We start from the raw sequence: 25,610 nt of genomic DNA, 5'->3' as shown, positions 1-25,610 counted from the left end.
GTTTCGTATCATGGAAATCCGTTTTTAAGCGTTTGATTTAATGGCGGATTTCTCCGCTTGTTTGTCTTATAGAAGACCCTCTATGATTTCTCCATCGAACAGGAGAAATTCATTGGCAACGCGTGAGCAACAAATCGCTGAACTGCAGGAAGACTGGGACACCAATCCGCGCTGGATGGGCGTCACCCGTGCTTACACTGCGGCCGAGGTGGTGGGCTTGCGCGGCTCGCTCAGGATTGAACACACGCTGGCGCTGCGCGGCGCCGACAAGCTGTGGCGCTTGCTGAACGAAGAGCCGTTCGTCAATGCGCTGGGCGCGCTGACCGGCGTCCAGGCCGTGCAGCAAATCAAGGCTGGTCTCAAAGCGATTTATCTGCCGGGCTGGCAGGTGGCGGGCGAGACGGTACCGGCGCCGCTGGCGGTGCAGCGCATCAACAGCGCCTTGCAGCGCGCCGACCAGACTCAGTGGGCACAGTGCAAGCAGAATGTCGATTACTTCGCGCCCATCGTGGCCGATGCCCCGGCCGAGCAAATGCAGCAGATGATCGCCGCCGGCGTGGCGGGCGTGCACTGCGGCGACCAGCTGGCGGCGTCAAAAAAGAGCGTACTGGTGCCGACCCGCGAAGCGGTGGAGCGCCTGACCGCAGCGCGCATGGCGGCCGACGTGATGGGCGTGCCGACTTTGCTCATCGCGCGCACCGACGCGGCGGCGGCCGACCTGCTGAGTTCGGACGTGGACGAGAACGACCAGCCATTCTGCACCGGCGAACGCACGGTGGAAGGCTATTACAAGGTACGCAACGGCCTGGAACAAGCCATCGCCCGCGCGCTGGCCTACGCGCCGCATGCCGATCTGGTCTGGTGCGAAACCGCCAAGCCCGACCTGGCCTTCGCGCAGCGCTTCGCCGAGGCGGTGCACGCCAGTTTCCCGGGCAAGCTGTTGGCCTACAACTGCTCGCCGTCGTTCAACTGGAAGCAGAACCTGGACGATGCCACCATCGCCCGCTTCCAGACCGAACTGGGCGCGATGGGCTATAAATTCCAGTTCATCACGCTGGCTGGCTACCACGCGCTGAACTACGGCATGTTCAATCTGGCCTACGGCTATGCGCGCCGCCAGATGCCGGCCTTTGTCGAATTGCAGGAAGCAGAATTTGCCGCCGCTGAACGAGGTTTCAGCGTGGCGTAACGGTAAAAGGGAGTGAGATAGCGGGGGCGGGAGACAACTGCCTCAACTAGAAGCGGCAGCGACACAATCGCTGCCGCTTTGCCGTTTACGGCTGCAGTTGCTGCTGCTGATTATGCTGCTGCAGATGACGGCGCAGGCGCTGCTGGAACTCATCGATGTCGTCGACCGTGGCCAGGTCGTCGTCGACTTCGATCATGTGCGTGGCGTGGCCGGGCGAGAACGACACGGTCGCCTCCACGCCATTCTTGTTCTCCGTCAGGCTATGCCCCTGGACGGCGCCCAGCACGTTGCCGTGCACGTCGGTTACGATGGTCATCTTCATGACATACCTCCGCCTTGCAGATTGTGGAAGCAGCCGCCGACACCCTGGTTATGGATGTTGACGAAGTACGTTGCGTTGCCGTTGTTGTCCTTGCGCTTGCGCTGCTGGTCGGCCATGTGGACCGCACCCTGGTTGGGCGCTTTCACATCGGCCGAAGCGAACTGCGTGCCGTGATCGGCGCCGTAGGTGTAGCTCCAGAACGCGGTTTGACCAGGGGCCAGGAATGTCAGCGGCCCTACGTTGTTGAAAGCCATGATCTCCTCCGTGAAAGAAAGCCGCGCATGCGGATGCGTACGCGGCAGTTCCATCTTAGTCACGCTAAATGAGCACGCTTTGATGCAAACGATATCGAGGCTTTTTTGATGGCGCGCGCGTTCTGGGGGATAATGTCGGATTGAATCATTCAGGATCACCAGCTTATGTTCTCTTACCGCCACGCCTTCCACGCGGGTAACCATGCCGACGTGCTCAAGCACTTCGTGACCATCCAGTTGCTGCAGTACCTCAACCAGAAAGATGTGGCCTACAGCTACATCGACACCCATTCGGGCGCCGGGGTCTACGAACTGGACGGCGCATTCGCGTCCAAGAACGCCGAGTACGACACCGGCATCGGGCGGCTGTGGGCGCTGACGGACATGCCGGCTCCGGTCAAGGAATACGTCGACCTGATCCGCGGCATGAACCCGAGCGGCAAGATGCGCTACTACCCGGGCTCGCCGTTCATCGCCGACAAGGTGGCGCGCGAGCAGGACCGTCTGCGCCTGTTCGAGCTGCATCCGGCCGATTCCAAGCTGCTCACCGATAACTTCCGCAAGCTCGACGAGCACGCGGCGCAGCAGGGCATCCGCTCCACCGTGCGCGGCAAGCGCGTGCTGGTCACCCGTGGCGACGGTTTCGCCGCGTTGAAAGCGCTGCTGCCGCCGCCGTCGCGCCGCGCGCTGGTGCTGATCGACCCGCCGTACGAGGACAAGCAGGACTACAAAAAGACCAAGGACGTGCTGGCCGAAGCGCTGGGCCGCTTCCCGACCGGCACCTACGCGGTCTGGTATCCGCTGCTGCAGCGCATGGAGTCGCGCCAGTTCGCCGACAAGCTCAAGCAGCTGCCGGCCGCCACCTGGCTGAACGTGGTGCTGACCATCAAGAAGCCGATGCCGGACGGGATCGGCGGCCTGCACAGCAGCGGCATGTTCATCCTGAACCCGCCATACACGCTGGAACCGATGCTGAAAGAGGTCATGCCGTGGCTGGTGAAAGCGCTGGGCGAGGACAGCGGCGCCCGCTTTACGCTGGAAACCGGCACCCAAGCGACGGCTGGACGCAACAGTGGCGAGCGTCGCCCACCAGTTCGGCAGAAAAATATTGTCAAGAGTGCATAATAGGGTATAGGCTGGGGGTAAGCAGATTGGCAATGGGAGTGTCCCATGATGTTAGCCTCGCCTCCGGCATCATCTAAGTTAGCAGACAATTTTTTCCTGGCGCGCCAGCCCATCCTCAATCGGGGACAGCGGCTGGTGGCCTATGAACTTCTCTTCCGCGACACCGGCGCCCAGGCTGGCGTCCATGTCACCGACAACGCCGAAGCCACCGCCACCGTGATCGCCAATGCCGCCGAGCTGGGACTGGGGCAGGTGGTGGGCGACCAGATGGCCTTCGTCAACGTCGACGCGGTGGGGCTGATGAGCGACTTCATCCGCTTCCTGCCGAACGACAAAGTCATCCTTGAAATCCTGGAAACCGTAAAAGCCACGCCGGAAGTGTTGGCGCGCATCGGCGAGCTCAAGCAGGCGGGCTTTAAGTTCGCGCTGGACGACGTGATCGGGCAGTCGGAAGACGTGCAGAAATTCACGCCGCTGTGCGATGTGATCAAGGTCGACATCAAGGACATGCAGCCCGGCACCTTGCCGGCGCTGGCCAAGGTGCTGAAGAACCCCAAGCAAAAGCTGCTGGCGGAGAAGGTGGAAACCGCCGAGGAGTTCCAGGAGTGCATGGAGCTGGGCTTTGAATACTTCCAGGGCTACTACTTCGCGCGGCCGGTGATCCTGAGCGGCAAGAAGATCTCGCCCTCGCAAATGAGCGTGCTGCATGTGCTGGAACTGCTAGACCGCGACGCCAGCAGCGCCGAGATCGAGCGCAGCGTCAAGCATGACGCGCTGATCACGCTGAACCTGCTGCGGCTGGTGAATACGCCGGCGGTGGGCGCGCGCCAGCGCATCAACTCGGTAGGGCATGCCTTGATGGTGCTGGGCCGCCGGCAGTTGCGGCGCTGGCTGCAGATCCTGCTGTACGTGAAGAATGGCGGCTCGCAGGAATTCACCTCGCCGCTGCTGCAACTGGCGACCACGCGCGGCAAGACGATGGAATTGATGGTCGAGCACCGTAAGCCGGGGCAGCGCGTGGGTGCCGATATCGGCTTTACGGTGGGCGTGATGTCGCTGATGGACACGCTGTTCTCGATCCACATGCGCGAAGTGCTGGAAAGCGTGAACGTGCTGGACGAGGTGAGGGCGGCACTGCTGCACCGTGCCGGCGACTATGGCGCGATGTTGAGCCTGATCGAGCACATCGAGCGCGGGCGTGACGGGCGGGTGCTGGCGCAGATGCTGCAGCAGCTGGACCTCAAGCCGGCCGAGCTCTACAGCATCCAGCTGGCCGCTATCGAGTGGGTGACCGAGTACACCCGCGGCATCTGATCGTCGCACCGGCGAAGGCGGGCGGTCCGCCGCTGCGGCCCAAGGAACGCGTGCTCAGCTTGGATCCCGGCCTCCGCCGGGAGTCATTTCCGCCAGTGGCGGGAATGACGCTACTGGCCCAGCAGCAGGAACACGGTCGGTTTTTTGTGGAAGTCCGGCGCGGGCGCGCTCTTCCATTGGGCCGCGGTCATGGTGCGGATGGTTTCGGATGGCAGGCTGAGGTCGGTCGCCACGCACACCAGCGTACCCGGCGCGCACGAGGCCACCAAGGCTTCCAGCATGGCCGCGTTGCGGTACGGTGTTTCGATAAATAGCTGCGTCTGCTTTTCCTTGCGCGAGCGCTGCTCCAGCTCTTTAATGCGTGCCGTGCGCTGTGCGGCGTCGGTCGGCAGGTAGCCGTTGAAGGCGAAGCTCTGGCCGTTCAGGCCGCTCGCCATCACCGCCAGCAGCAGCGACGACGGCCCCACCAGCGGCCGTACCGGGATGTTGTGCTGGTGCGCCAGCCGCACCAGGTCGGCCCCCGGATCTGCTACCGCCGGCACGCCGGCTTCCGACACCAGTCCGCCATCTTGTCCCGCCAGCAGCGGCGCCAGCAGGTCGTTCAGCGCGGCGGCCGGCGTGTTCACGTTCAGTTCGGCGATTTTGATTTCCTGCATCGGCTTGCACAGCGGATGCTGCGCGCCCACCAGTTTCAGGAAGGCGCGCGCGGTCTTGGCGTTTTCCGCCACGAAGTAATCAAGCTGCGAGGTGATGTGCTGTACCTGTTCAGGCAGCACGTTGGCGAGCGCTTCGGTCTCGCCCAGGGTGTTCGGGATTAAAAAGAGAGTGCCGGTCATATTATTTTTTGAAGAAGGTGACGCCAAGGTTGCGCAGCATGCCTGTCAGGGCGATTAATGGCAAGCCGGTGAGGGCGGTCGGGTCGCTGCTGTCGATGCGCTCCAGGATCGCGATGCCCAGCGCTTCGTTCTTGGCGCTGCCGGCGCAATCGTAGGGCTGCTCGATGCGCAGGTAGGCGTCCAGTTCCTCGTCCGGCAGGTCGCGGAACTTCACCACGGTCTGGATGTTTTCTACCTGCGCCGCATCGGCTGCATTCGTGTTGCGCCCATCCCACACGCACAGCGCAGTGTGGAAGATCACCTCGCGGCCGCGCATTTTCTGCAATTGCGCCAGCGCATTGGCGTGATTGCCAGGCTTGCCGATTTGCTCATCATCGAGCGTGGCCACCTGGTCCGAGCCGATCACGATGGCGCCGGGCAGCTTGGCCGCCACGGCAGCGGCCTTTTCGCGCGCCAGCCGCAGGGCGGTGGCGCTCGGCGTCTCGCCCGGCTGCGGGGTCTCGTCGATGTCGGGCACGGCCACTTCAAACGGCAATTGCAGGCGCGACAGTAATTCTTTGCGGTAGGCGGAGCTGGAAGCCAGTACGAGTAAACTTGATGTCATGAGGGAACTGTTATATGCTCTGTCGCCGGTAATGCTGGCGGCAGAAAAAGCGAAAAATTCGCTAAGGCTTTGACTTGAATGCGAAAACCCTGCTATTATCGCAGGTTTTCCGGGGAAACTCTGTAATGAATGCTCTTGTGATCGACACCTTTGAGTTCTGTCGGACCAACAGCAGCCAGCAAGGCGTGACGCCTGTGGCCGAAATGGTCCGCCTGGCCAAGGAATGCGCGGACAAGTCCGGCGAAATCACCTGGAACGCAGTAGGCACGACCCACAAACTGGATATTCCGCAGATCACGCTGTCGGTTTCCGGTGATGTGCACCTGGTCTGCCAGCGCTGCCTGCAGCCTTACGCTCACCACCTCGATTCGTCGACCGTGCTGATGCTGGGTAAGGATGATGCGGACGCAGACGAAATTGAAGAGCGAATTGACGACGAATCGATCGATGTGATCGTCGGCAGTCGCAGTATGGAACTGATGTATCTGGTGGAAGACGAAGCATTGCTGGCCTTGCCGCAATCGCCGCGTCACGATGTCTGCCCGGATGCCAGCCTGCTGGACAAGGCGAAAAGTGCGAAAATCTCGCCATTCGATGCTCTGAAGAGCCTCAAATCCGAATAAGTAGTGTGTAACAGACGTGTCAAAACGCGTGTTTATCGAGTCTTGGCAAGTTAGCAGTGCAATGTAGTAGGGCTCGATTCGCATGTTTTATGCCGGTCGATTGTGTTAGAATTTTAGAACTTAAGTATTAGGAGTCATTAACATGGCAGTTCAGCAGAACAAAAAATCCCCATCGAAGCGCGGTATGCACCGTTCGCACGATTTCCTGGTTGCTCCACAACTGGGCATCGAGCCAACCACCGGTGAAACCCACCTGCGTCACCACATCAGCCCTAACGGCTTCTACCGTGGTCGTAAAGTCCTGAAAACCAAAAACGACGAGTAATCGATCGCTTTTGCTGGACCCGGAAACAGGCGGTGCTGACTTGCGTAGCATCGCTTTTTCTTTTTTCATCGGCTGCAATTTAGTTTTGCATACCGTCATGTTCCCATGCGGAGTCCGGTAGCCAAGGTCCCGCCGCTTGCCATAACAATGACAATCAAAATTTCTATCGACTGCATGGGTGGCGATCACGGCCCGTCGGTCACTATTCCCGCAGCTGTCTCCTTCGTCCAACGCGAACCTGATGCCGAACTGATCCTGGTCGGTCTCGAAGACGTCATCCGCGCTGAACTGAAGAAGCACCATGCCGACGCGCATCCGCGCCTCTCTGTCGTGCATGCCTCCGAACAAGTTACGATGGACGATCCTCTGGAAGTGGCGCTGCGCCGCAAGAAGGACTCGTCCATGCGCGTCGCCATCGAGCAGGTCAAGGGCGGCGTCGCCCAGGCTTCGGTCTCGGCCGGCAATACCGGCGCGCTGATGGCCGTGGCCCGCTACGTGCTGAAAACCATGAGCGGCGTCGACCGTCCGGCGATCTGCTCCATCATGCCGAATCAAAAAGGCGGCCCGACCTATATGCTGGACCTGGGCGCCAACGTCGACTGCGAACCGCACCACTTGCACCAGTTCGCCATCATGGGCTCGGTGCTGGTGTCGGCGATGGAAAACATCGAACGCCCGACCATCGGCCTGCTCAACGTGGGCACCGAGGACATCAAGGGCAACGACGTGGTCAAGGCCACCAGCAAGCTGCTGCAGGCCGACCATGAGCGCGGCGCGCTCAATTTCTACGGCAACGTCGAAGGCAATGATATCTTCAAGGGCACTACCGACCTGGTGGTGTGCGATGGCTTTACCGGCAACGTGACGCTGAAGGCAGTGGAGGGCGTTGCGCGCTTCTTCGCCGACACCGTCAAGTCCGAATTCACCCGCAATCCGCTGACCATCCTGAGTGCCCTGATCGGTCGCGGCGCCCTGAATAACATCAAAAAACGCCTGTCGCCATCGCGCTATAACGGTGCCAGCCTGCTGGGTTTGCGCGGCCTGGTGTTCAAGAGCCACGGCGGCGCCGACGCATATTCCTTTGAATGGGCGATCAAGCGAGCGTATGATGCTGCAAAAAATGACGTGTTGCCGCACATCTCGACCCTGATCACCGAACTGATGCCGCGCAGCACCGAGACCCCGGAAGTACCCAGCTCAACTATTTAGTGGACGGTAGAACGGCATGACTTTGTATAGCAAAATTATCGGCACCGGCAGCTACCTGCCGGAAAAGCGGGTGACCAACCAGGCACTGGCTGATCAACTCGCCGCCAAAGGCATTGAGACCTCGGACGAATGGATCGTCAGCCGCAGCGGCATCGCGGCGCGCCACTTCGCCGCGCCTGAGCAGAAATCGTCGGACCTGGCGGTAAATGCCGCCAACAATGCGCTGGCAATGGCCGGCCTGCAACCTAACGATATCGACCTGATCATCGTTGCCAGCTCGACGCCGGATTTCTTCGGCAGCTTCCCAAGCACCGCCTGCATCGTGCAGAAAAAGCTGGGCATTACCAACAACGGCGCCGCCGTCGACGTGCAGGCCGTGTGCAGCGGCTTCGTGTACGCGCTGTCGACCGCCGATGCCTTCATCCGCGCCGGCGTGCACAAGAACGTGCTGGTGATCGGTTCGGAAGTGTTCTCCCGCATTCTCGATTTCAGTGACCGCACCACCTGCGTGCTGTTCGGCGACGGCGCTGGCGCCGTGGTGCTGACTGCATCGCAAGAACCGGGCATCCTGTCGACCGCATTGCACGCGGACGGCAGCCAATCGGACATCCTGTGCATGCCGAATACCTTCGCAGGTGCAACCGCCGGCGAAGCTTATCTGTACATGGACGGTCCTGCGGTATTCAAGCTGGCCGTATCGGTGCTGGCGAAAGTCGCTGACGAGGCGCTGGAAAAAGCCGGCATGAAAGCCGAACAGATCGACTGGCTGATCCCGCACCAGGCCAACCTGCGCATCATGAGCGGCACCGCCAAAAAACTGGGCCTGCCTATGGAAAAGATGGTGGTCACTGTCGACCAGCATGGCAACACCTCGGCCGCATCGATCCCGCTGGCGCTGGACGCCGCTGTGCGCGATGGCCGCGTCAAGCCGGGCCAGAACATCATGATGGAAGGCGTCGGTGGTGGTTTCACCTGGGGCGCTGTGCTCGCCAAGTTTTAAGTAAATTAGAATTAGAGTTCTAACGGGCTCAACGGTAGCAAGGCTGTCATGTTTGGATGTTAGCTTTGCAGCCAATAATAAGAGAGATGGAAGAAGTCATGACTAAATTTGCTTTTGTATTCCCAGGCCAAGGTTCGCAAGCGATTGCGATGATGGACGGCTTTGCCGGCAACCCGGTAGTGGCCCAGACCATCGCCGAAGCGTCGGACGCGCTGCAGTTCGACCTCGGCAAGCTGATGGCCGAAGGCCCGAAAGAAGAACTGGACCTGACCACCAACACCCAGCCGGTGATGCTGACCGCCGGCGTGGCGGCTTACCGCGCATGGATCGCCGCTGGCGGCGCCGTGCCATCGGTAGTGGCCGGCCACAGCCTGGGTGAATACTCGGCGCTGGTCGCCGCCGGCGTGATCGCCTTCAAGGACGCGGTGCCGCTGGTGCGTTTCCGCGCGCAAGCCATGCAGGAAGCCGTGCCGGTCGGTCAGGGCACGATGGCCGTGGTGCTGGGGCTGTCGGATGACGACGTGCGCGCCGCCTGTGCCGAAGCCGCCGCCGCTGGTGGCGTGGTCGAGGCCGTCAACTTCAACGCGCCTGCGCAAGTGGTGATCGCCGGTGAAACCGCCGCCGTTGAACGCGCCTGCGAAATCGCCAAAGGCAAGGGCGCCAAGCGCGCCATGCGCCTGCCGGTATCGGCGCCGTTCCACTCGTCGCTGCTGAAGCCAGCCTCGGACCGCCTGCGCGACTACCTGGAAAACATCACCTTCTCGGCGCCGCAAATCCAGCTGATCAACAACGTCGACGTGGCCGTGCTGAACGACCCGGCCTCGATCAAGGATGCGCTGGTGCGCCAGGCCGCCGCGCCGGTACGCTGGGTGGAAACCGTGCAGAAGATGGGCGCCGAAGGCGTGACCAAGCTGGTCGAGTGCGGTCCGGGCAAGGTCCTGATGGGCCTGACCAAGCGTATCGACGGCAACCTGATCGGCGACGCGATCTACGATCAAGCCACGCTGGAACGCGTATTGAGCGAACTCAAATAATCGCCCGCGCATTCAGGCACACTCGGAATTTACTGTAGAAGGACTTACATGACTTTAGCAAATCAAGTCGCCCTGGTAACGGGCGCATCGCGCGGCATCGGCAAGGCCATTGCCCAGGAACTGGCGCGCCAGGGCGCGAAGGTGATCGGCACCGCCACCACCGAAGCCGGCGCGGAAGCGATTTCGGCTTACCTGGCCGAGATCGGCGCCGAAGCGGGCAAGGGCATGGTCCTGAACGTGACCAACGCCGAAGCGTGCGCCGCCACCATCGACGAGATCGGCAAGACCTTTGGCGCTGTTGGCATCCTGGTCAATAACGCCGGCATTACCCAGGACAACCTGGCGATGCGCATGAAGGATGAAGAATGGGATAGCGTCATCGCTACCAACCTGAGCTCGGTCGGCCGCCTGTCGCGCGCTGTCCTGCGCGGCATGATGAAGGCCAAGACCGGCCGTATCATCAACATCACTTCGGTGGTGGCCTCGTCGGGCAACCCGGGCCAGATGAACTACGCTGCCGCGAAAGCCGGCGTGGAAGGCATGACCCGCGCGCTGGCGCGTGAAATCGGCAGCCGCAACATCACGGTCAACTCGGTGGCGCCGGGCTTCATCGACACCGACATGACCAAGGCGCTGGGCGAAGAACAGCACGCCGCCTTGCTGACTCAGATTCCACTGGCACGCCTCGGCAAGCCAGAGGATATCGCCGCAGCGGTCGCCTTCCTGGCGTCGCCGCAAGCCGCTTATATTACCGGCACCACCCTCCACGTGAATGGCGGTATGTATATGAACTGATGAGAATGGGCTTAAAATAAAGCCCATTCAAATCTTTTAGTAGTAATTTCAGCATATTTAGCAGCAGACGCTGAAATTAGTTTTTCAGCGCGCAAACCTGATAAAATGCGCGCTTTCCGTAACAAACAAAATGGAGCCATAACATGTCGGATATCGAACAACGCGTAAAGAAAATCGTCGCTGAACAACTGGGCGTCGCCGAAGCAGACATCAAAACCGAATCGTCGTTCGTTGACGATCTGGGCGCTGACTCGCTGGACACCGTTGAGCTGGTGATGGCACTGGAAGACGAGTTCGAAATGGAAATCCCTGACGAACAAGCAGAAAAAATCACCACCGTGCAGCAAGCGATCGACTACGCTACCGCGCACGTCAAGGCGTAATTTCTGCCCGATCGACTTTAGGAGAATCGCTTGAGAGGTTCTAAAAACCGTCGTGTTGTCGTTACCGGCCTGGGCGCCGTATCCCCGATTGGCAATAACATTGCCGATACCTGGGCTGCAGCGCTGGAAGGCAAATCCGGTATCGCCAACATCACCAAGTTTGACGCAACAGCTTTCAGCACCCGCTTTGCCGGCGAAGTCAAAGGCTTCAATATCGAGAATTACATCTCGGCTAAAGAAGCCCGCCACATGGATACCTTCATCCACTACGGCATGGCGGCCAGCATCCAGGCCGTGGAAGACTCCGGCCTGACCGTCACCGAAGCCAACGCCGACCGTATCGGCGTGATCGTCGGTTCCGGTATCGGCGGCCTGCCGATGATCGAAGAACAGAAGGAAGACTACGACAAGCGCGGTCCGCGCCGTATCTCGCCGTTCTTCGTGCCAGCCTCGATCATCAATATGATCTCGGGCAACCTGTCGATCAAGTACGGCATGCGTGGTCCTAACCTGTCGATCGTCACGGCTTGCACCACCGGCCTGCACTGCATCGGCGCCGCCGCTCGCTTGATCGAGTACGGCGATGCGGATGTGATGGTGGCGGGTGGCGCGGAATCGACCGTGTCGCCGCTGGGCCTGGGCGGTTTCGCCTCGGCCAAGGCGCTGTCGTCGCGCAACGACGATCCGGCTGCTGCATCCCGTCCGTGGGATCAGGACCGCGATGGTTTCGTGCTGGGCGAAGGCGCCGGTGTGATGGTGCTCGAAGAGTACGAACACGCCAAGGCGCGCGGCGCCAAGATCTACGCTGAAGTGGTTGGCTTCGGCATGAGCGCGGATGCGTATCACATGACCTCGCCTCTGGAAGATGGCAGCGGTGGCAGCAAGTCGGCGCAAGCCGCGCTGGCCAACGCCGGTATCAATCCGGACCAGGTGCAGTATGTGAATGCGCACGGCACCTCGACGCCGCAAGGCGACGTGGCTGAAGTGCAGGGCATCAAGCGCACTTTCGGCGATCACGCCAAGAAGCTGGTGGTCAACTCGACCAAGTCGATGACCGGCCACTTGCTGGGCGGCGCAGGTGGCCTGGAGTCGGTGTTTACGGTACTGGCGGTGCATCATCAGAAATCGCCGCCGACCATCAACATCTTCAACCAGGATCCGAACTGCGACCTGGACTTCTGCGCCAATGTGGCCCGCGATATGAAGATCGAGTATGCAGTGAAAAACTCGTTCGGCTTTGGTGGCACTAACGGCAGCTTAGTCTTCGGTAAGATCTAAGGTCGCGCAAAAAAGACCGCAGCGTCGTTGCGGCGGCTCGCCGTGCTAACGCACTGTCTTCGCCACCGCGCCTAGCTGCGCTCATTTTTGCGCAACCTTAAAAAGTTTGAACCAATTCTCTGCTCACCTTGTCCAAACCAAGGTGAGCGAGAATTCGGCGCCGGCATTCGCTGGCGCCTGAATTGCCCGGCCTTCGCGCCGGCGCTTCCACGATGTAATCCCCTTTTTGCGTGTTTGTTTTGGTGCTGCCGCCATGTCGATTGCGGTGTCCGTCAGCGTTCGCCCCTCGCGCGGCTTGCGATTTGCGCATGCCGGCTTGTGTTGTTGCGTGCTGGCGTCCGCCGCGTTCTGTCCTGGCCTCGTGGCGCCGTTGCTGTGCTTGCTGATGGGCGCGCTGGGTTGGCTGGTCGGGCGTTCATCGGCTATCGCACGTCAGCTTGATATATCCGGTGTCGGCCTCGTGCGGCTGACGGTATACCAACACAACGGCGTTCCGCAACGCGTGCTGGCTGGTTCGACCTTCTGGCCGCGCCTGCTGGTGCTGCGCCTGGGCGATGCGGCCGGCGGCGAGCAGGCGCTGGCGCTGCTGCCGGACAGTGTGGCGCCGCCGCAGTGGCGTGCGCTGGCTGTGGCCTGCCGTGCTGCGGCGCGCGCCCAAATAAACATGCCGGCAGTGTGAACTTCTTGCAGCGGGCTAACTCTATAGCATATGGCCAGACGAAGCGCTGCAAGCCACCAAGGAATGCAGGAGTGACGACAGAACGCGAGTGCGACCAGTTGCTGGTCGAGCGGGTCCGCGATGGTGACAAGCAGGCGTTTGATTTGCTGGTGGCGAAGTATCAGCGCCGGCTCATGCGCCTGCTGTCGCGCATCGTGCATGACCCGGCTGAAGCGGAGGACGTGGTGCAGGAGACCTTCATCAAGGCATACCGGGCGTTGCGGCATTTCCGCGGCGATTCGGCTTTCTACACCTGGCTGTACCGCATCGGCATCAATACCGCCAAAAACTTTTTGGCGACGCAGGGGCGGCGCATGCCCACGTCCACCGACGCCGATACCGAACGCGCCGAAGCTTTCAACGATGGCGAGCATTTGCGCGACATCAATACGCCGGAGTCCATGTTGGCCAGCAAGCAGATTGCCCAGACTGTGAACGCGGCGATGGATGCCTTGCCGGTGGACTTGCGCACGGCCATTGCCCTGCGCGAGATCGAAGGGCTGAGCTATGAGGAAATTTCCGACATCATGGCCTGTCCCATCGGCACCGTCCGCAGCCGCATCTTCCGCGCGCGCGAAGTCATCGCCGACAAATTGCGGCCCTTGCTCGATATGCCGGTTGACAAGCGCTGGTAAGGCGGGAATGATGGCAAGAGCTGTTGGCGTCCGGCAAAAAGGACGGACTGTTTTGAGATGGCGGGATATGCGATGGATACCCACAAAAAACTGCACGAACACATCTCGGCGCTGGCCGATGGTGAATTGTCGGACAGCGAGCGCGAGCTGGCCTTTGCCGCGCTCGACACGCCGGAGGGGCAGGCCGCCTGGCGCGCCTACCACCTGACCGGCGACGTGCTGCGCAGCACGGCCGACGGCGCGCCCAGTGACGCCTTCAGCGCACGCCTGGCCGCCGCGCTAGCCGCCGAGCCGGCCTATGGCGTGGTGCCCGAAGAGGCGGCCGCCGCCTTCATTCTGCCTTAAAGGCATATCTTTATCATCATTTTGCTCTGCCTGTAAGACGATTTTTCGCTTACCATGTGCTAGCCTCACGTCGCATGTTTGCCACGGACGAGGCGCTTGCATCCCGAACTTTTAGAGATCACTACTTTCCATGAAAAATAAATTCTCTGCTGGTAGTAAAACGCTGTCCGCGCTGGTGCTGGGCGCGAGCTTATGGATGTCCCTGGGCATGTCGCCCGCTACGGCGGCCACGGCCGTCACCGGCGCCGTGATCGGCTTGCCGGACTTTGCCGACCTGGTCGACCGCGTCGGCCCGGCGGTGGTGAATATCCGCACCACGGAACGCCCCAAACAAACCAATCGCGCCAACGGCCTGCCGGGCGACGACGAAATGCAGGAGCTGTTGCGCCGCTTCTTCGGCGGCAATGTGCCGAACCCGCAAGGCCGCACGCCGCGCCGCCAGGCGCCGTCCGATGAGCCGGTCAATCGCGGCGTCGGTTCCGGCTTCATCCTGTCGGCCGACGGCTATGTGCTGACCAATGCCCATGTGGTCGACGGCGCCGATGAAGTGTTCGTCACCCTGACCGACAAGCGCGAATTCAAGGCCAAGGTGCTGGGCGCAGACACCCGCACCGACGTCGCCGTGCTGAAAATCGAGGGCGACAAGCTGCCGTTCCTGCTGATGGGCGATTCGGACAAGATCCGCGCCGGCGAGTGGGTGATTGCGATCGGCTCGCCGTTCAACCTGGAAAACACCGTCACCGCCGGCATCATCTCGGCCAAGGCGCGCGATACCGGCGAGTACCTGCCGCTGATCCAGTCGGACGTGGCGGTCAATCCCGGCAACTCGGGCGGTCCGCTGATCAATATGCGCGGCGAGGTGATCGGGATTAACTCGCAGATCGCCACGCTGTCGGGCGGTTCCAATGGCATTTCGTTCGCGGTGCCGATCAACGAGGCGATCCGCGTGTCGGACCAGCTGAAGAAATCGGGCAAGGTCACGCGCGGCCGCATTGGCGTGCAGATCGGTGAAGTCAACAAGGAAGTGGCGGAATCGCTGGGCCTGAAATCGGCGCAGGGCGCGGAAGTGTCGCTGGTGGAGCCGGGCGGTCCTGCCGACAAGGCCGGCATCAAGGCGGGCGACATCATCCTCAAGTTCAATGGCAAGACCGTGAATCGCTCGTCCGACCTGCCGCGTCTGGTGGGCGAGACGGCGCTCGACAGCAAGGCTGCCGTGACCGTGTGGCGCAAGGGCGCCGAGCTGGTGCTGACCGTGAATGTGGCGGACCTCGACGGCGACAAGCCGGCCAAGGGCGGCAAAGGCAAGGGCGGCAAGGCCGAGCCGGCCGAACCGGCCAAGGCCAACGCGCTGGGCTTGAAGGTTGAAGACCTGTCGGCGGCGCAGAAGGCCGAGCTGCGGGTGGACGGCGGCGTGGTGGTGACCGATGTCGAGGGCGTGGCCGAGCGTGCCGGGCTGGACGAGGGTGACGTGCTGCTGCAGCTGAATAACGTCAGCATCAAGGACGCCAAGCAGTTCAACGCGCTGGTGGCCAAGCTGGATCCGAAGCAGGCTTCGGTGGTGCTGGTGCTGCGCGAGGGCGCCACGCGCTTCATCTCGCTGCGCCCAACTGCAAAATAAACTGTAGTGCAATTTACACTTTATTCGCGCAGTTATTGTCATTTGTGTCATGACATGCTGGACGCGCTGCTGCGGTTGCAAACGCCGCAGCGGCCGTTCAGCGTCAACGTCATCGACATCGACGAGGCCGGCGACCCCGTGTTGCTGGCCAAGTATGACGAGCTGGTCCCGGTCCTGTTTGCCGACCTGGCCCAGCCGGAGCTATGCCACTACTTCCTCGACGAAGCCAAAGTGCTCCAATTGCTTCAAGTGCTATAAATCGGGCTTTCCACTCTGAAATCCGGTAAAATGCCGGGGCAAAGCATATTTCCACAAGGCGCTCGCCAGGGCATTGCCCCCGTTCGGAGCGCTTTTTTGTATTGTGCGTCCGTCGTATCAAACCCGTTTTTGAATTTTTGTTAATGAATAACATACGTAACTTCTCCATCATCGCCCACATCGACCACGGCAAATCGACGCTGGCAGACCGCATCATCCAGCTGTGCGGCGGCCTGTCCGACCGCGAGATGGAGGCGCAAGTGCTCGATTCGATGGATCTGGAGCGCGAACGCGGCATTACGATCAAAGCGCAAACCGCCGCCCTGCAATACAAGGCCCGCGATGGCGTGGTCTACAACCTGAACCTGATCGATACGCCGGGCCACGTCGACTTCTCGTACGAAGTGTCGCGCTCGCTGTCGGCCTGCGAAGGTGCGCTGCTGGTGGTGGACGCCTCGCAAGGCGTGGAAGCCCAGACCGTGGCCAACTGCTACACCGCGCTCGATCTCGGCGTGGAAGTGGTGCCGGTGCTGAACAAGATCGACCTGCCGAACGCCGATCCGCCGAACGCCATCAAGGAAATCGAAGACGTGATCGGCATTGAAGCCGGCGACGCGGTGCACTGCTCGGCCAAGACCGGCCTGGGCGTGGAAGACGTGCTGGAATCGATCATCGCCAAAGTGCCGCCGCCGAAGGGCGACCCGACCGCGCCGCTGCAGGCGCTGATCATCGACTCGTGGTACGACGCCTATGTGGGCGTGGTGATGCTGGTGCGCGTGGTCAACGGCACGCTGAAACCAAAAGAAAAAATCAAGCTGATGGCAACCGACTCGGTGCAGCTGGTGGAAGATATCGGTATCTTCTCGCCGCGCTCGGTGTCGCTGCCGCAGCTGACGGCCGGCCAGGTAGGCTTCGTCATTGCCGGCATCAAGGAACTGAAGGTCGCCAAAGTGGGCGACACCATCACCCACGCCGTCAATTCGGCGCCGGCGCCGCTGCCAGGCTTCAAGGAAGTGCAGCCGCAGGTGTTCGCCGGCCTGTTCCCGGTCGAGGCCAACCAGTACGACGCGCTGCGCGACGCGCTGGAAAAACTGAAACTGAACGACGCCGCCCTGATGTACGAGCCGGAAGTGTCGCAGGCGCTGGGCTTCGGCTTCCGCTGCGGCTTCCTCGGCCTGCTGCACATGGAAATCGTGCAGGAACGCCTGGAACGCGAGTTCGACCAGGACCTGATCACCACCGCGCCGACCGTGGTGTACGAGGTCGAGATGCGCGATGGTTCCGTCATCAAGGTGGACAACCCGTCGCGCATGCCGGAAACCACCAAGTACAACGAGATCCGCGAACCGATCGTCACGGTCAACCTGTACATGCCGCAAGAGTACGTGGGCTCGGTGATCACCTTGTGCATCAGCAAGCGCGGCGTGCAGATGGACATGAGCTACCACGGCCGCCAGGTCAAGCTGGTGTACGAGATGCCGATGGGCGAGATCGTGCTGGACTTCTTCGACAAGCTGAAATCGACCTCGCGCGGCTACGCCTCGATGGACTACGAGTTCAAGGAATACCGTCCGTCGGACGTGGTCAAGGTCGACATGCTGATCAACGGCGACAAGGTCGACGCGCTGGCCATCATCGTGCACCGCTCCAACTCGGCCTACCGTGGCCGCCAGGTGGCAGCCAAGATGCGCGAACTGATCCCGCGCCAGATGTTCGACGTGGCGATTCAGGCCGCCATCGGCGTCAACGTGATTTCGCGTGAAAACGTCAAAGCGCTGCGCAAGAACGTGCTGGCCAAGTGCTACGGCGGTGACGTCAGCCGTAAGAAGAAACTGCTGGAGAAACAAAAAGCCGGTAAAAAACGCATGAAGCAAGTGGGCTCGGTCGAGATTCCACAAGAAGCGTTCCTGGCTATCTTACAAGTGGACGAGAAATGAACCTGCAAGTCATCTTAGGTAACTTTGCATTAATCCTGTTCGTGTTGATGGTGATCACGGGCGTGATCTGGTTTCTGGATGTGTTCTACCTGGCCCGGCAGCGCCGCGCTGCGGCCGACCGCGCGCTGGCCGAGTACGACGCCCGCAACGCCCGCCTGACGGCCGACGGCATCAAGGCCGACAACAGCGGCAACCGTGCCCAGCTCGAAGCCGGCATCCTGCGCCAGCCGACCTGGATCGAGTACTCGGGCAGCTTCTTCCCGGTGATCGCGCTGGTGTTCTTCCTGCGCTCGTTCCTGTACGAGCCGTTCAAGATCCCATCGTCGTCGATGGTGCCGACCCTGCTGGTGGGCGACCTGATCCTGGTGAACAAGTTCACCTACGGCATTCGCCTGCCGGTGCTGAACAAGAAGGTCATCCAGATCAACGACCCGCAGCGCGGCGACGTGATGGTGTTCAAATATCCGATGGACATGAGCCAGGATTACATCAAACGCGTGATTGGCGTGCCTGGTGATAAAATTACGTATGAAAACAAGCGCTTAACGGTGAACGGCGTGGAAGTGAAGTACACTCCGCTGGACGATTACCTGAGCGACGAGCGCATGGCGTACAACAAGCAGTTCGAGGAAAACCTGACTGGCGTCAGCCATCGCATCCTGAATGACGAAGCCAAGCCGACCTACAGCCGCGAGAGCGTGTTCCCGTTCCCGCAGAGCGAGAACTGCCAGTACCGGTATGAAGGCTTTACCTGCGTGGTTCCAGCAGGCAACTACTTCATGATGGGCGACAACCGCGACAACAGCCTGGACAGCCGCTACTGGGGCTTCGTCCCGGACAAGAACATTGTTGGTAAAGCATTTTTCGTTTGGATGAACCTGGGTAACCTGCGCCGCATTGGCAGCATCCATTAATCTGCGCTGGCTCGAAAGGGACTAAGATGCAACAACGGCAAGAGGGTATTTCGCTGGTCGGACTGATCGTGATTCTGGCGCTGCTCGGTGGCGTGCTGGTGCTGGGACTGAAAATCGTCCCCACCTACGCGGAATACCGGGCGATCCAGAATGCCATCGCCACGGCCAAGTCGACCGGCGGCTCGGTGATCGAGATCCAGAAGTCGTTCGACGCCAGTGCCACGACCGGTTACATCAGTTCGATCAACAGCCGCGACCTGATCATCGAGAAGATCGATGGCCAGACCGAGATCAGCTTCGCCTACGAAAAGAAAATCCCGCTGGTCGGACCGGCCAGCCTGCTGCTTGAATATGAAGGCACCACCGCCAAGGGCGGCGCCAAACCTGCGAAAGAATAAAGAATCACAATGAATCTCCAGTTATTGCAAACTCGTTTAGGCTACACGTTCCAGGATGCTGGTCTTCTACAGCAGGCCCTGACGCATCGTAGCCATAGCAGTGTGCATAACGAACGGCTGGAATTCCTTGGTGATTCGATCCTGAACTGCGTGGTCGCCTCCATCCTGTACGACCGCTACCTGGAAATCGATGAGGGCGACCTGTCGCGCCTGCGCGCCAACCTGGTCAAGCAGCAGTCGCTGTTTGAAATCGCGCAGAAGCTGGAACTGTCGCAGTTCCTGCGCCTGGGCGAGGGCGAACTGAAATCGGGCGGCTTCCGCCGTCCATCGATCCTGGCCGATACGCTGGAAGCGCTGCTGGGCGCGATTTATCTCGACGGTGGCTTCAACCACGCGCGCGACGTGATCCGCTCGTTCTACATTCCGATCCTGGATTCGGTTGACCCGCAGACGCTGGGCAAGGACGCCAAGACCCTGCTGCAGGAATTCCTCCAAGCGAAAAAAATCTCGCTGCCGACCTACAACGTGATTGCCACCCACGGCGCCGCGCACAGCCAGGAATTCGAAATCGAATGCCTGGTGCCCAAGCTGGGCATCCAGGTGTTTGGCCGTGGCGGCAGCCGCCGCGCCGGCGAACAGGCGGCCGCCAAGCTGGCCCTGGCCGCTGCTGAACAGGCCGTGCAGAAAGCCCCGGCCGCCGCCCGCAAGTCCAAGCCGCGCGCGGCCCAGCTCAAGCTGGCCGGCATCGCCACCGTGCAAGAGCAACCGGCATCGCCGGCCAAGGCCGCAAACAAATAACACGAGAACACCATGACGACCGAAACGACCTCCGCCAGCAACTTCCGTTGCGGCTACATCGCTATTGTGGGCCGCCCGAACGTCGGCAAGTCCACGCTGATGAACACGCTGATCGGCGCCAAGGTCAGCATCACTTCGCGCAAAGCGCAGACCACGCGCCACCGCATCACCGGCATCCAGACTTATGACGATGCCCAGTTCATCTACGTCGACACGCCGGGCTTCCAGACCCGCCATGCGAATGCGCTGAACAACAACCTGAACAAGACCGTCACCAACACCCTGATCTCGTCGGACGTGATCGTGTTCGTGATCGAGGCGGGCACCTTCGGCCCGGCCGACCAGCAAGTGCTGGACCTGCTGCCGACCGAAGTGCCGGTGATCCTGGCGATCAACAAGGCCGACCGCGTGAAGGACAAGGCCGCGCTGATGCCGTTCGCGCAGCAGGTGGCGTCCAAGTTCAACTTCGCCGCCATCGTGCCGGTATCGGCCAAGCTGCGCTTCCAGCTGGACGGCCTGGAAAAAGAACTGAAAAACATCCTGCCGGAGAACGAAGCGATCTTCGACGCCGACGATATCACCGACCGTTCCGAGAAATTCATGGCATCGGAAATCGTGCGTGAGAAGCTGTTCCGCTTCGTCGGCGATGAGCTGCCTTACACCAGCACGGTGCTGATCGAGAAGTTCGAGCAGGAGGGCGATCTGCGCCGCGTATTCGCCGCCATCCTGGTGGAGCGCGACACCCATAAGTCCATGATCATCGGGAACAAGGGCGCGCGCCTGAAGGAAATCTCGACCCAGGCGCGCCAGGACATGGAAAAACTGTTCGGCGGTCCGGTCTACCTCGAGATCTGGGTCAAAGTGAAATCCGGCTGGGCTGACAACGAAGCGGGCCTGCGCGCTTACGGTTACGAGTAAGCGGGCCGCCCACACCAGCATGTCCACCACGCCAGACGCCACCTTGGACGCGCCGCCAGCAGCGGCGCCGGTGGAGACTGGCGCACCTGCCGGGGCACAAGCCGCCGCGTCGCCGCTTGGCGCAGGGCAGGGGGGCGCGCCGCATCCGGCCGCGCCTGCGCCGCCAGCCGCGCCCAAGCGCCCGCGCGCGCCGAGCCGCGAGCGCACCATCGGCACCAAGGTCGCCGGCCAGCCGGCCTTCGTCCTGCACAGCTATCCCTACAAAGAAACCAGCCTGATTATCGACCTGTTCACGCGCGACTTCGGCCGCGTGGCCTTGATCGCCAAGGGCGCCAAGCGGCCGCACTCGCAACTGCGCGGCGTGCTGCAAACCTTCCAGCCCTTGTCTTCGAGCTGGGTCGGCAAGTCCGAACTGCGCACCCTGACCGACGCCGAATGGGTGGGCGGCATGCTGCCGCTTGAGAAAACCGCGCTGCTGTGCGGCTTCTACCTGAACGAACTGCTGGTCAAGCTGCTGGCGCGCGATGACGCGCACCCGGCGCTGTTCGACCACTACGTCTCCACGCTGAACCAACTGGCGCATAATGAACCTGCGCCCATCGTCTTGCGAAAATTCGAACGGGCCTTACTTAAAGAGACAGGCGTCGCCGCTGATCTGACGCGCTGCGCCGAGACGCGCCGCGCGGTGCAAGCCGACGTGGTTTACGTGGTCGATCCCGAGCGCGGCCCGCGCCCAGAGCGCGCCTCCGACCTCTGGCCGCGTGTGACCGGCAAAACGCTGCTCGACATGGCGTGCGAAAATTACGAGGACGTCGCCACGCAAGTACAAAGCAAGCAGCTGATGCGTTTCCTGGTCGCGCACCACCTGAACGGCGCGCCGTTGAATACCCGGCAGATCCTGATCGATCTGTCCCAATTATGACGAGATAAGAATATGAGCTTCCTGCAACCATCCGGCACCATCATCGACCTTGGCGTGAACATCGACCACGTCGCCACCTTGCGCAACGCGCGCGGCACCAAGTACCCGGACCCGATCCGCGCCGCGCTGCTGGCCGAGCAGGCCGGTGCCGATTGCATCACGCTGCACCTGCGCGAAGACCGCCGCCACATCAAGGACGCCGACGTCATCGCATTGGCGCCGCAGCTGCTGACCCGCATGAACCTCGAAGCCGCCGTCACCCAAGAGATGATCGACTTCGCCTGCAAGATCAAGCCGGCCGACGTGTGCCTGGTGCCTGAGAAGCGCACCGAAGTCACCACCGAGGGCGGCCTTGATGTGGTGGGCAACTACAACGCCGTCGAGCGCGCGGTGAAGCAGCTGCAGGCCGAAGGCATTCGCGTATCGCTGTTCATCGACGCCGAAGAAGCGCAGATGGACGCCACCGCCGCTATCGGCGCGCCAGTGATCGAACTGCACACCGGCCGCTATGCCGACACCGAAGGCGCCGAGCAAGCCGCCGAACTGGAACGCATCCATCGCGGCACGCTGTACGGCGTGAGCAAAGGCCTGAAGGTCAACGCCGGCCACGGCCTGCACTACACCAACGTGCAAGCGATTGCCGCCATTCCGGAAATCGCGGAACTGAACATCGGCCATGCCATCGTGGCGCACTCGGTGTTCGTCGGCTGGGAAAACGCAGTGCGCGAAATGAAGGCCATCATGGTGGCAACGCGCCTCGGCCGGGGCGCGTAATGATCTACGGGATCGGCACCGATATCTGCAAAATCCCGCGCATTGAAGCGGCGCTGGCGCGGCATGGCGACCGCTTTGCCAGGAAGATCCTCGGCCCGCAGGAATTCGAAAAGTACCTTGCGCGCAAGGCCAGGCATCCGGTGCGCGGCATCCGCTTCGTGGCGACGCGCTTCGCGGCCAAGGAAGCCTTCTCGAAAGCCATCGGCCTGGGCATGCGCATGCCGATGACCTGGCCAGCCGCGCAGATGCTGAATCATCCGAGCGGCAAGCCGATGATTGTGTGCAGCGGCGTGCTGCAAGAGTTCATGGAAAAGAATAAGCTGTCGGCACAAGTAACCGTCAGCGACGAAGAAGACTACGCGGTCGCCTTCGTCATCGTGGAGCAGGAAAAGTGACTGAAGAAGTAAGCGATCCGCGTGAACAAGTGCTGGCCACCGTCGCCAAGCTGCCCAACCTGCCGGGCGTGTACCGCTATTTCGACGCCGACGACAAAGTCCTCTACGTCGGCAAGGCGCGCGACTTGAAAAAGCGCGTGTCGAACTACTTCCAGAAAAACCTGAGCAGCCCGCGCATCGCCATGATGGTCGAGCGTATCGCGCGGCTCGAAACCACCGTCACCCACAGCGAAGCCGAAGCGCTGATCCTTGAGAATAACCTGATCAAGGCACTGAGCCCGCGCTTCAACATCCTGTTCCGCGATGATAAATCGTACCCGTACCTGAAGATCACCGGTGGCGATGCGCCGCGCATGGTCTACTATCGCGGTGCGGTGGACAAGAAGAATCAGTACTTCGGGCCTTTCCCCAACTCGTGGGCGGTCAAGGAGTCGATGCAGATCTTGCAGAAGGTGTTCCAGATCCGCACCTGTGAGGAAAGCGTCTTCGCCAACCGCACCCGCCCATGCCTGCTGAACCAGATCGGCCGCTGCAGCGGTCCGTGCGTGGACCTGATCAGCAAGGAAGACTACAAGCTGGACGTGGAGAACGCCGCGCGTTTCCTGCGCGGCCGCCAGACCGAGGTGCTGGAAGACCTCGAAAAGAAAATGCACGCTTACGCGGCCGACCTCAAATTCGAGCAGGCGGCGGCGGTGCGCAACCAGATCCAGTCGCTGTCGCGCGTGTTGCATCAGCAAAGCATGGAGACCACCGGCGATGCCGACGTCGACATCATCGCCGTGCTGGTCCAGGGGGGACGTGCCTGCGTCAATCTGGCGATGGTGCGCGGCGGCCGTCACTTGGGCGACCGCGCCTACTTCCCGACCCACGTTGGCGATGCTGAAGCGATTGCGGAGCAAGCCATCGAGGTTGAAGTACTGGCGGCCTTCCTCGCCCAGCACTACGCCGACAAATTCATTCCCGGCACGCTGATCCTGAATATCGAATTCGATCATCCGGCGCTGATACAAGCCTTGCAGGAGCAGTGCGGTCACCGCATCAACCTCGTGTTCCAGCCGCAGGACCAGCGCCGCAAATGGCTGGAACTGGCGCAGAAGGGCGCCGAGATCTCGCTGGCGCGGCTGCTGTCCGAGCAAGGCTCGCAGCAATCGCGCACGCGCGCGCTGGTTGAGGCCTTGCAGCTGGAGCCGGAAGACATCGACACCCTGCGCGTGGAATGCTTCGACATCTCGCACACGCAGGGCGAGGCCACGCAGGCCTCGTGCGTGGTGTTCCATCACCACCAGATGCAGAACGGCGAGTACCGCCGCTACAACATCAACGACATCACGCCGGGCGACGATTACGCCGCCATGCGCCAGGTGCTGTACCGCCGCTACGAAAAAGTCGCCAATGGCGACGGCGTGATGCCGGACGTGGTGCTGATCGACGGCGGCAAAGGCCAGATCGAAATGGCGCGGCAAGTGTTCGCCGAGCTGGGGCTGGATATCAGCCTGATCGTCGGCGTGGCCAAAGGGGAGGGCAGGCGCGTCGGCCTCGAAACCCTGATGTTCGTCGACGGCCGCCCATCGCAGGAACTGGGCAAGGAATCGGCGGCGTTGATGCTGGTGGCGCAGATCCGCGACGAAGCCCACCGTTTCGCCATCACCGGCATGCGCGCCAAGCGCGCCAAAACGCGCCAGACCTCGCGCCTGGAGGAGATCGAAGGCATCGGCGCCAAGCGCCGCCAGCGCCTGCTGGCCCGTTTCGGCGGCCTGCGCGGCGTGATGGACGCCAGCGTCGAAGACCTCAAGACCGTGGAGGGGATTTCCAGCGCCCTGGCCGAGGAAATCTACAAGCAGCTACATTGACAGGCAAGGGTGCTGGTTTAATGCGCGTGCTCAAGGTAGACTAGCGGCGCATTACACATTTTCATGGCCGCACTTTATTTTGAGCTTATGCCTTTCAATATTCCGATTCTGTTGACCTGGTTGCGCGTTGCGCTGATTCCGCTGGTGGTGGGCGTCTACTATCTACCCACCACGATGCTGCCGGTGGCGGACCAGAATCTGGCGGCCACGCTGGTGTTCATTGTCGCCGCCGTGACCGACTGGTTCGATGGCTTCCTGGCGCGGCGCTGGAACCAGACCTCGGCCTTCGGCGCCTTCCTCGACCCAGTGGCGGACAAGCTGATGGTGGCTGGCGCCTTGCTGGTGCTGGTGCAGCTGGATCGCGCCAATGCCGTCCTGTCCTTCATCATCATCGGCCGCGAGATCGCCATTTCGGCGCTGCGCGAGTGGATGGCACAGATCGGCGCCTCCAAATCGGTGGCGGTAAGCTCGTTGGGCAAGATCAAGACCACGGCGCAAATGACCGCCATCCCGCTGCTGCTGTTCCATGACGTGCTGTGGGGCGCGGTCGATAGCCAGTTCTGGGGCGCGCGCCTGCTGGAAGTGGCGGCGGTGCTGACCGTGTGGTCGATGTTCTACTACCTGCGCCTGGCGTGGCCGCTGATCAAAGAGAAGTCCGGCCAGCTGTAAAACGTTAATCGAATAAACAATATTTTCATTTGGCATTGACAGGCGGCGTAGAACCTCTATAATGCTGGCCTGTTGTTGATGACGACGAAGCAAAGCGGGAGTAGCTCAGTTGGTAGAGCGCAACCTTGCCAAGGTTGAGGTCGAGAGTTCGAGACTCTTCTCCCGCTCCA

General features: G+C 61.4%; 30 protein-coding genes and 1 tRNA gene. 27 read left to right on the top strand and 4 right to left on the bottom strand.

Going from position 1 to position 25,610, the window contains the following annotated elements; all coding sequences use genetic code 11:
* The first annotated feature begins 112 nt into the window (after positions 1-112).
* Positions 113-1,189 carry an isocitrate lyase/phosphoenolpyruvate mutase family protein gene (locus BMZ70_RS09380; RefSeq protein WP_229205351.1) on the top strand — a complete coding sequence of 359 codons (1,077 nt, stop codon included), beginning with the start codon at positions 113-115 and terminating at the stop codon, positions 1,187-1,189.
* 85 nt (positions 1,190-1,274) lie between these two features.
* Here BMZ70_RS09380 and BMZ70_RS09375 read toward each other — a convergent pair whose 3' ends face one another.
* Both BMZ70_RS09375 and BMZ70_RS09370 read right to left on the bottom strand, forming a co-directional pair.
* Positions 1,275-1,511, bottom strand: coding sequence for a hypothetical protein (locus tag BMZ70_RS09375; protein WP_092272809.1), 237 nt, complete (start codon positions 1,509-1,511; stop codon positions 1,275-1,277).
* On the bottom strand, positions 1,508-1,765 hold the full coding sequence (locus tag BMZ70_RS09370) for a hypothetical protein (RefSeq protein ID WP_092277697.1): 258 nt from the start codon (positions 1,763-1,765) through the stop codon (positions 1,508-1,510). Before BMZ70_RS09370 ends, BMZ70_RS09375 begins: the two co-directional genes overlap by 4 nt.
* A gap of 165 nt (positions 1,766-1,930) precedes the next feature.
* Between BMZ70_RS09370 and BMZ70_RS09365 the strand changes: the two genes are divergently transcribed.
* Both BMZ70_RS09365 and BMZ70_RS09360 read left to right on the top strand, forming a co-directional pair.
* Complete coding sequence (locus BMZ70_RS09365) at positions 1,931-2,890, top strand: 23S rRNA (adenine(2030)-N(6))-methyltransferase RlmJ (RefSeq protein ID WP_092272806.1); 960 nt, start codon at positions 1,931-1,933, stop codon at positions 2,888-2,890.
* Positions 2,891-2,935: 45 nt separating this feature from the next.
* A complete protein-coding gene (locus BMZ70_RS09360) occupies positions 2,936-4,204 on the top strand; it encodes an EAL and HDOD domain-containing protein (RefSeq protein WP_092272803.1) in 1,269 nt (422 codons plus the stop codon).
* Between the two features lie 110 nt (positions 4,205-4,314).
* Here BMZ70_RS09360 and BMZ70_RS09355 read toward each other — a convergent pair whose 3' ends face one another.
* Both BMZ70_RS09355 and BMZ70_RS09350 read right to left on the bottom strand, forming a co-directional pair.
* Positions 4,315-5,040, bottom strand: a complete 726-nt coding sequence (locus BMZ70_RS09355; RefSeq protein ID WP_092272800.1) for an SAM-dependent methyltransferase — start codon at positions 5,038-5,040, stop codon at positions 4,315-4,317.
* A gap of 1 nt (position 5,041) precedes the next feature.
* The gene (locus tag BMZ70_RS09350) at positions 5,042-5,644 is read right to left on the bottom strand and encodes a Maf family nucleotide pyrophosphatase (protein WP_092272798.1); all 603 of its coding nucleotides are present in this window, start codon (positions 5,642-5,644) and stop codon (positions 5,042-5,044) included.
* Between the two features lie 125 nt (positions 5,645-5,769).
* Between BMZ70_RS09350 and BMZ70_RS09345 the strand changes: the two genes are divergently transcribed.
* From BMZ70_RS09345 to BMZ70_RS09230, 24 genes are all read left to right on the top strand, one after another.
* Positions 5,770-6,267: a YceD family protein gene (locus BMZ70_RS09345; protein ID WP_092272795.1), complete on the top strand. Its 498-nt coding sequence runs from the start codon at positions 5,770-5,772 to the stop codon at positions 6,265-6,267.
* A gap of 142 nt (positions 6,268-6,409) precedes the next feature.
* Entirely contained in the window at positions 6,410-6,592 is a 183-nt protein-coding gene (gene rpmF / locus BMZ70_RS09340; RefSeq protein ID WP_008449924.1) for a 50S ribosomal protein L32, read from the top strand.
* A 147-nt stretch (positions 6,593-6,739) separates the two neighbouring features.
* Positions 6,740-7,801: a phosphate acyltransferase PlsX gene (plsX, locus tag BMZ70_RS09335; protein ID WP_092272792.1), complete on the top strand. Its 1,062-nt coding sequence runs from the start codon at positions 6,740-6,742 to the stop codon at positions 7,799-7,801.
* Between the two features lie 16 nt (positions 7,802-7,817).
* Positions 7,818-8,801 carry a beta-ketoacyl-ACP synthase III gene (locus BMZ70_RS09330; RefSeq protein ID WP_092272789.1) on the top strand — a complete coding sequence of 328 codons (984 nt, stop codon included), beginning with the start codon at positions 7,818-7,820 and terminating at the stop codon, positions 8,799-8,801.
* Between the two features lie 98 nt (positions 8,802-8,899).
* Positions 8,900-9,835 carry an ACP S-malonyltransferase gene (gene fabD, locus BMZ70_RS09325; RefSeq protein ID WP_092277695.1) on the top strand — a complete coding sequence of 312 codons (936 nt, stop codon included), beginning with the start codon at positions 8,900-8,902 and terminating at the stop codon, positions 9,833-9,835.
* 48 nt (positions 9,836-9,883) lie between these two features.
* Positions 9,884-10,630: a 3-oxoacyl-ACP reductase FabG gene (gene fabG / locus BMZ70_RS09320; protein WP_092272786.1), complete on the top strand. Its 747-nt coding sequence runs from the start codon at positions 9,884-9,886 to the stop codon at positions 10,628-10,630.
* A 143-nt stretch (positions 10,631-10,773) separates the two neighbouring features.
* Positions 10,774-11,013, top strand: coding sequence for an acyl carrier protein (gene acpP, locus BMZ70_RS09315; protein ID WP_055936274.1), 240 nt, complete (start codon positions 10,774-10,776; stop codon positions 11,011-11,013).
* Positions 11,014-11,043: 30 nt separating this feature from the next.
* Positions 11,044-12,291 (top strand): beta-ketoacyl-ACP synthase II, encoded by a 1,248-nt coding sequence (gene fabF / locus BMZ70_RS09310; protein ID WP_092272783.1) that lies wholly within the window; start codon positions 11,044-11,046, stop codon positions 12,289-12,291.
* 253 nt (positions 12,292-12,544) lie between these two features.
* Positions 12,545-12,970, top strand: coding sequence for a protein YgfX (locus BMZ70_RS09305; protein ID WP_130300823.1), 426 nt, complete (start codon positions 12,545-12,547; stop codon positions 12,968-12,970).
* 71 nt (positions 12,971-13,041) lie between these two features.
* Positions 13,042-13,644 carry an RNA polymerase sigma factor RpoE gene (gene rpoE / locus BMZ70_RS09300; RefSeq protein WP_092272776.1) on the top strand — a complete coding sequence of 201 codons (603 nt, stop codon included), beginning with the start codon at positions 13,042-13,044 and terminating at the stop codon, positions 13,642-13,644.
* 72 nt (positions 13,645-13,716) lie between these two features.
* Positions 13,717-13,989: a sigma-E factor negative regulatory protein gene (locus BMZ70_RS09295; protein ID WP_092272773.1), complete on the top strand. Its 273-nt coding sequence runs from the start codon at positions 13,717-13,719 to the stop codon at positions 13,987-13,989.
* Between the two features lie 130 nt (positions 13,990-14,119).
* Positions 14,120-15,607 carry a DegQ family serine endoprotease gene (locus tag BMZ70_RS09290; protein ID WP_373922476.1) on the top strand — a complete coding sequence of 496 codons (1,488 nt, stop codon included), beginning with the start codon at positions 14,120-14,122 and terminating at the stop codon, positions 15,605-15,607.
* Positions 15,608-15,613: 6 nt separating this feature from the next.
* Entirely contained in the window at positions 15,614-15,865 is a 252-nt protein-coding gene (locus BMZ70_RS09285) for a glutaredoxin family protein (protein WP_092272770.1), read from the top strand.
* A 143-nt stretch (positions 15,866-16,008) separates the two neighbouring features.
* Positions 16,009-17,802 carry a translation elongation factor 4 gene (gene lepA / locus BMZ70_RS09280; protein ID WP_092272767.1) on the top strand — a complete coding sequence of 598 codons (1,794 nt, stop codon included), beginning with the start codon at positions 16,009-16,011 and terminating at the stop codon, positions 17,800-17,802.
* A complete protein-coding gene (gene lepB / locus BMZ70_RS09275) occupies positions 17,799-18,716 on the top strand; it encodes a signal peptidase I (RefSeq protein WP_092272765.1) in 918 nt (305 codons plus the stop codon). Before lepA ends, lepB begins: the two co-directional genes overlap by 4 nt.
* A 26-nt stretch (positions 18,717-18,742) precedes the next feature.
* Positions 18,743-19,114, top strand: coding sequence for a DUF4845 domain-containing protein (locus tag BMZ70_RS09270; protein ID WP_092272762.1), 372 nt, complete (start codon positions 18,743-18,745; stop codon positions 19,112-19,114).
* Between the two features lie 9 nt (positions 19,115-19,123).
* Positions 19,124-19,912 carry a ribonuclease III gene (gene rnc, locus BMZ70_RS09265; protein ID WP_092272759.1) on the top strand — a complete coding sequence of 263 codons (789 nt, stop codon included), beginning with the start codon at positions 19,124-19,126 and terminating at the stop codon, positions 19,910-19,912.
* A 12-nt stretch (positions 19,913-19,924) separates the two neighbouring features.
* The gene (era, locus tag BMZ70_RS09260; RefSeq protein WP_092272757.1) at positions 19,925-20,830 is read left to right on the top strand and encodes a GTPase Era; all 906 of its coding nucleotides are present in this window, start codon (positions 19,925-19,927) and stop codon (positions 20,828-20,830) included.
* Positions 20,831-20,849: 19 nt separating this feature from the next.
* Complete coding sequence (gene recO, locus BMZ70_RS09255; protein WP_092272754.1) at positions 20,850-21,752, top strand: DNA repair protein RecO; 903 nt, start codon at positions 20,850-20,852, stop codon at positions 21,750-21,752.
* A 12-nt stretch (positions 21,753-21,764) separates the two neighbouring features.
* Positions 21,765-22,526 (top strand): pyridoxine 5'-phosphate synthase, encoded by a 762-nt coding sequence (gene pdxJ, locus BMZ70_RS09250; RefSeq protein ID WP_092272751.1) that lies wholly within the window; start codon positions 21,765-21,767, stop codon positions 22,524-22,526.
* Positions 22,526-22,921: a holo-ACP synthase gene (acpS, locus tag BMZ70_RS09245; protein ID WP_092272748.1), complete on the top strand. Its 396-nt coding sequence runs from the start codon at positions 22,526-22,528 to the stop codon at positions 22,919-22,921. The genes pdxJ and acpS overlap by 1 nt, the downstream gene beginning before the upstream one ends.
* Positions 22,918-24,771 carry an excinuclease ABC subunit UvrC gene (gene uvrC / locus BMZ70_RS09240; protein ID WP_092272745.1) on the top strand — a complete coding sequence of 618 codons (1,854 nt, stop codon included), beginning with the start codon at positions 22,918-22,920 and terminating at the stop codon, positions 24,769-24,771. The genes acpS and uvrC overlap by 4 nt, the downstream gene beginning before the upstream one ends.
* Before the next feature lie 87 nt (positions 24,772-24,858).
* On the top strand, positions 24,859-25,440 hold the full coding sequence (gene pgsA, locus BMZ70_RS09235; protein ID WP_092272742.1) for a CDP-diacylglycerol--glycerol-3-phosphate 3-phosphatidyltransferase: 582 nt from the start codon (positions 24,859-24,861) through the stop codon (positions 25,438-25,440).
* Positions 25,441-25,534: 94 nt separating this feature from the next.
* Positions 25,535-25,610, top strand: a tRNA-Gly gene (locus BMZ70_RS09230).

Source organism: Duganella sp. CF402 (genome assembly GCF_900109645.1).
Classification (GTDB): Bacteria; Pseudomonadota; Gammaproteobacteria; order Burkholderiales; family Burkholderiaceae_D; genus Rugamonas.
This window is presented reverse-complemented; position numbering and strand designations above follow the sequence as displayed.

Bases quoted from the DNA above. Each gene is read 5' to 3' on its own strand.
- fabD (WP_092277695.1), top strand. From the start codon at position 8,900: ATGACTAAATTTGCTTTTGTATTCCCAGGCCAAGGTTCGCAAGCGATT.
- BMZ70_RS09295 (WP_092272773.1), top strand. From the start codon at position 13,717: ATGGATACCCACAAAAAACTGCACGAACACATCTCGGCGCTGGCCGAT.
- BMZ70_RS09360 (WP_092272803.1), top strand. From the start codon at position 2,936: ATGATGTTAGCCTCGCCTCCGGCATCATCTAAGTTAGCAGACAATTTT.
- fabG (WP_092272786.1), top strand. From the start codon at position 9,884: ATGACTTTAGCAAATCAAGTCGCCCTGGTAACGGGCGCATCGCGCGGC.
- rnc (WP_092272759.1), top strand. From the start codon at position 19,124: ATGAATCTCCAGTTATTGCAAACTCGTTTAGGCTACACGTTCCAGGAT.
- BMZ70_RS09350 (WP_092272798.1), bottom strand. From the start codon at position 5,644: ATGACATCAAGTTTACTCGTACTGGCTTCCAGCTCCGCCTACCGCAAA.
- BMZ70_RS09290 (WP_373922476.1), top strand. From the start codon at position 14,120: ATGAAAAATAAATTCTCTGCTGGTAGTAAAACGCTGTCCGCGCTGGTG.
- BMZ70_RS09270 (WP_092272762.1), top strand. From the start codon at position 18,743: ATGCAACAACGGCAAGAGGGTATTTCGCTGGTCGGACTGATCGTGATT.
- acpP (WP_055936274.1), top strand. From the start codon at position 10,774: ATGTCGGATATCGAACAACGCGTAAAGAAAATCGTCGCTGAACAACTG.
- era (WP_092272757.1), top strand. From the start codon at position 19,925: ATGACGACCGAAACGACCTCCGCCAGCAACTTCCGTTGCGGCTACATC.
- pgsA (WP_092272742.1), top strand. From the start codon at position 24,859: ATGCCTTTCAATATTCCGATTCTGTTGACCTGGTTGCGCGTTGCGCTG.
- BMZ70_RS09355 (WP_092272800.1), bottom strand. From the start codon at position 5,040: ATGACCGGCACTCTCTTTTTAATCCCGAACACCCTGGGCGAGACCGAA.
- plsX (WP_092272792.1), top strand. From the start codon at position 6,740: ATGACAATCAAAATTTCTATCGACTGCATGGGTGGCGATCACGGCCCG.
- BMZ70_RS09345 (WP_092272795.1), top strand. From the start codon at position 5,770: ATGAATGCTCTTGTGATCGACACCTTTGAGTTCTGTCGGACCAACAGC.
- lepB (WP_092272765.1), top strand. From the start codon at position 17,799: ATGAACCTGCAAGTCATCTTAGGTAACTTTGCATTAATCCTGTTCGTG.
- BMZ70_RS09330 (WP_092272789.1), top strand. From the start codon at position 7,818: ATGACTTTGTATAGCAAAATTATCGGCACCGGCAGCTACCTGCCGGAA.
- BMZ70_RS09365 (WP_092272806.1), top strand. From the start codon at position 1,931: ATGTTCTCTTACCGCCACGCCTTCCACGCGGGTAACCATGCCGACGTG.
- acpS (WP_092272748.1), top strand. From the start codon at position 22,526: ATGATCTACGGGATCGGCACCGATATCTGCAAAATCCCGCGCATTGAA.
- BMZ70_RS09375 (WP_092272809.1), bottom strand. From the start codon at position 1,511: ATGAAGATGACCATCGTAACCGACGTGCACGGCAACGTGCTGGGCGCC.
- recO (WP_092272754.1), top strand. From the start codon at position 20,850: ATGTCCACCACGCCAGACGCCACCTTGGACGCGCCGCCAGCAGCGGCG.
- pdxJ (WP_092272751.1), top strand. From the start codon at position 21,765: ATGAGCTTCCTGCAACCATCCGGCACCATCATCGACCTTGGCGTGAAC.
- lepA (WP_092272767.1), top strand. From the start codon at position 16,009: ATGAATAACATACGTAACTTCTCCATCATCGCCCACATCGACCACGGC.
- BMZ70_RS09305 (WP_130300823.1), top strand. From the start codon at position 12,545: ATGTCGATTGCGGTGTCCGTCAGCGTTCGCCCCTCGCGCGGCTTGCGA.
- BMZ70_RS09370 (WP_092277697.1), bottom strand. From the start codon at position 1,765: ATGGCTTTCAACAACGTAGGGCCGCTGACATTCCTGGCCCCTGGTCAA.
- rpmF (WP_008449924.1), top strand. From the start codon at position 6,410: ATGGCAGTTCAGCAGAACAAAAAATCCCCATCGAAGCGCGGTATGCAC.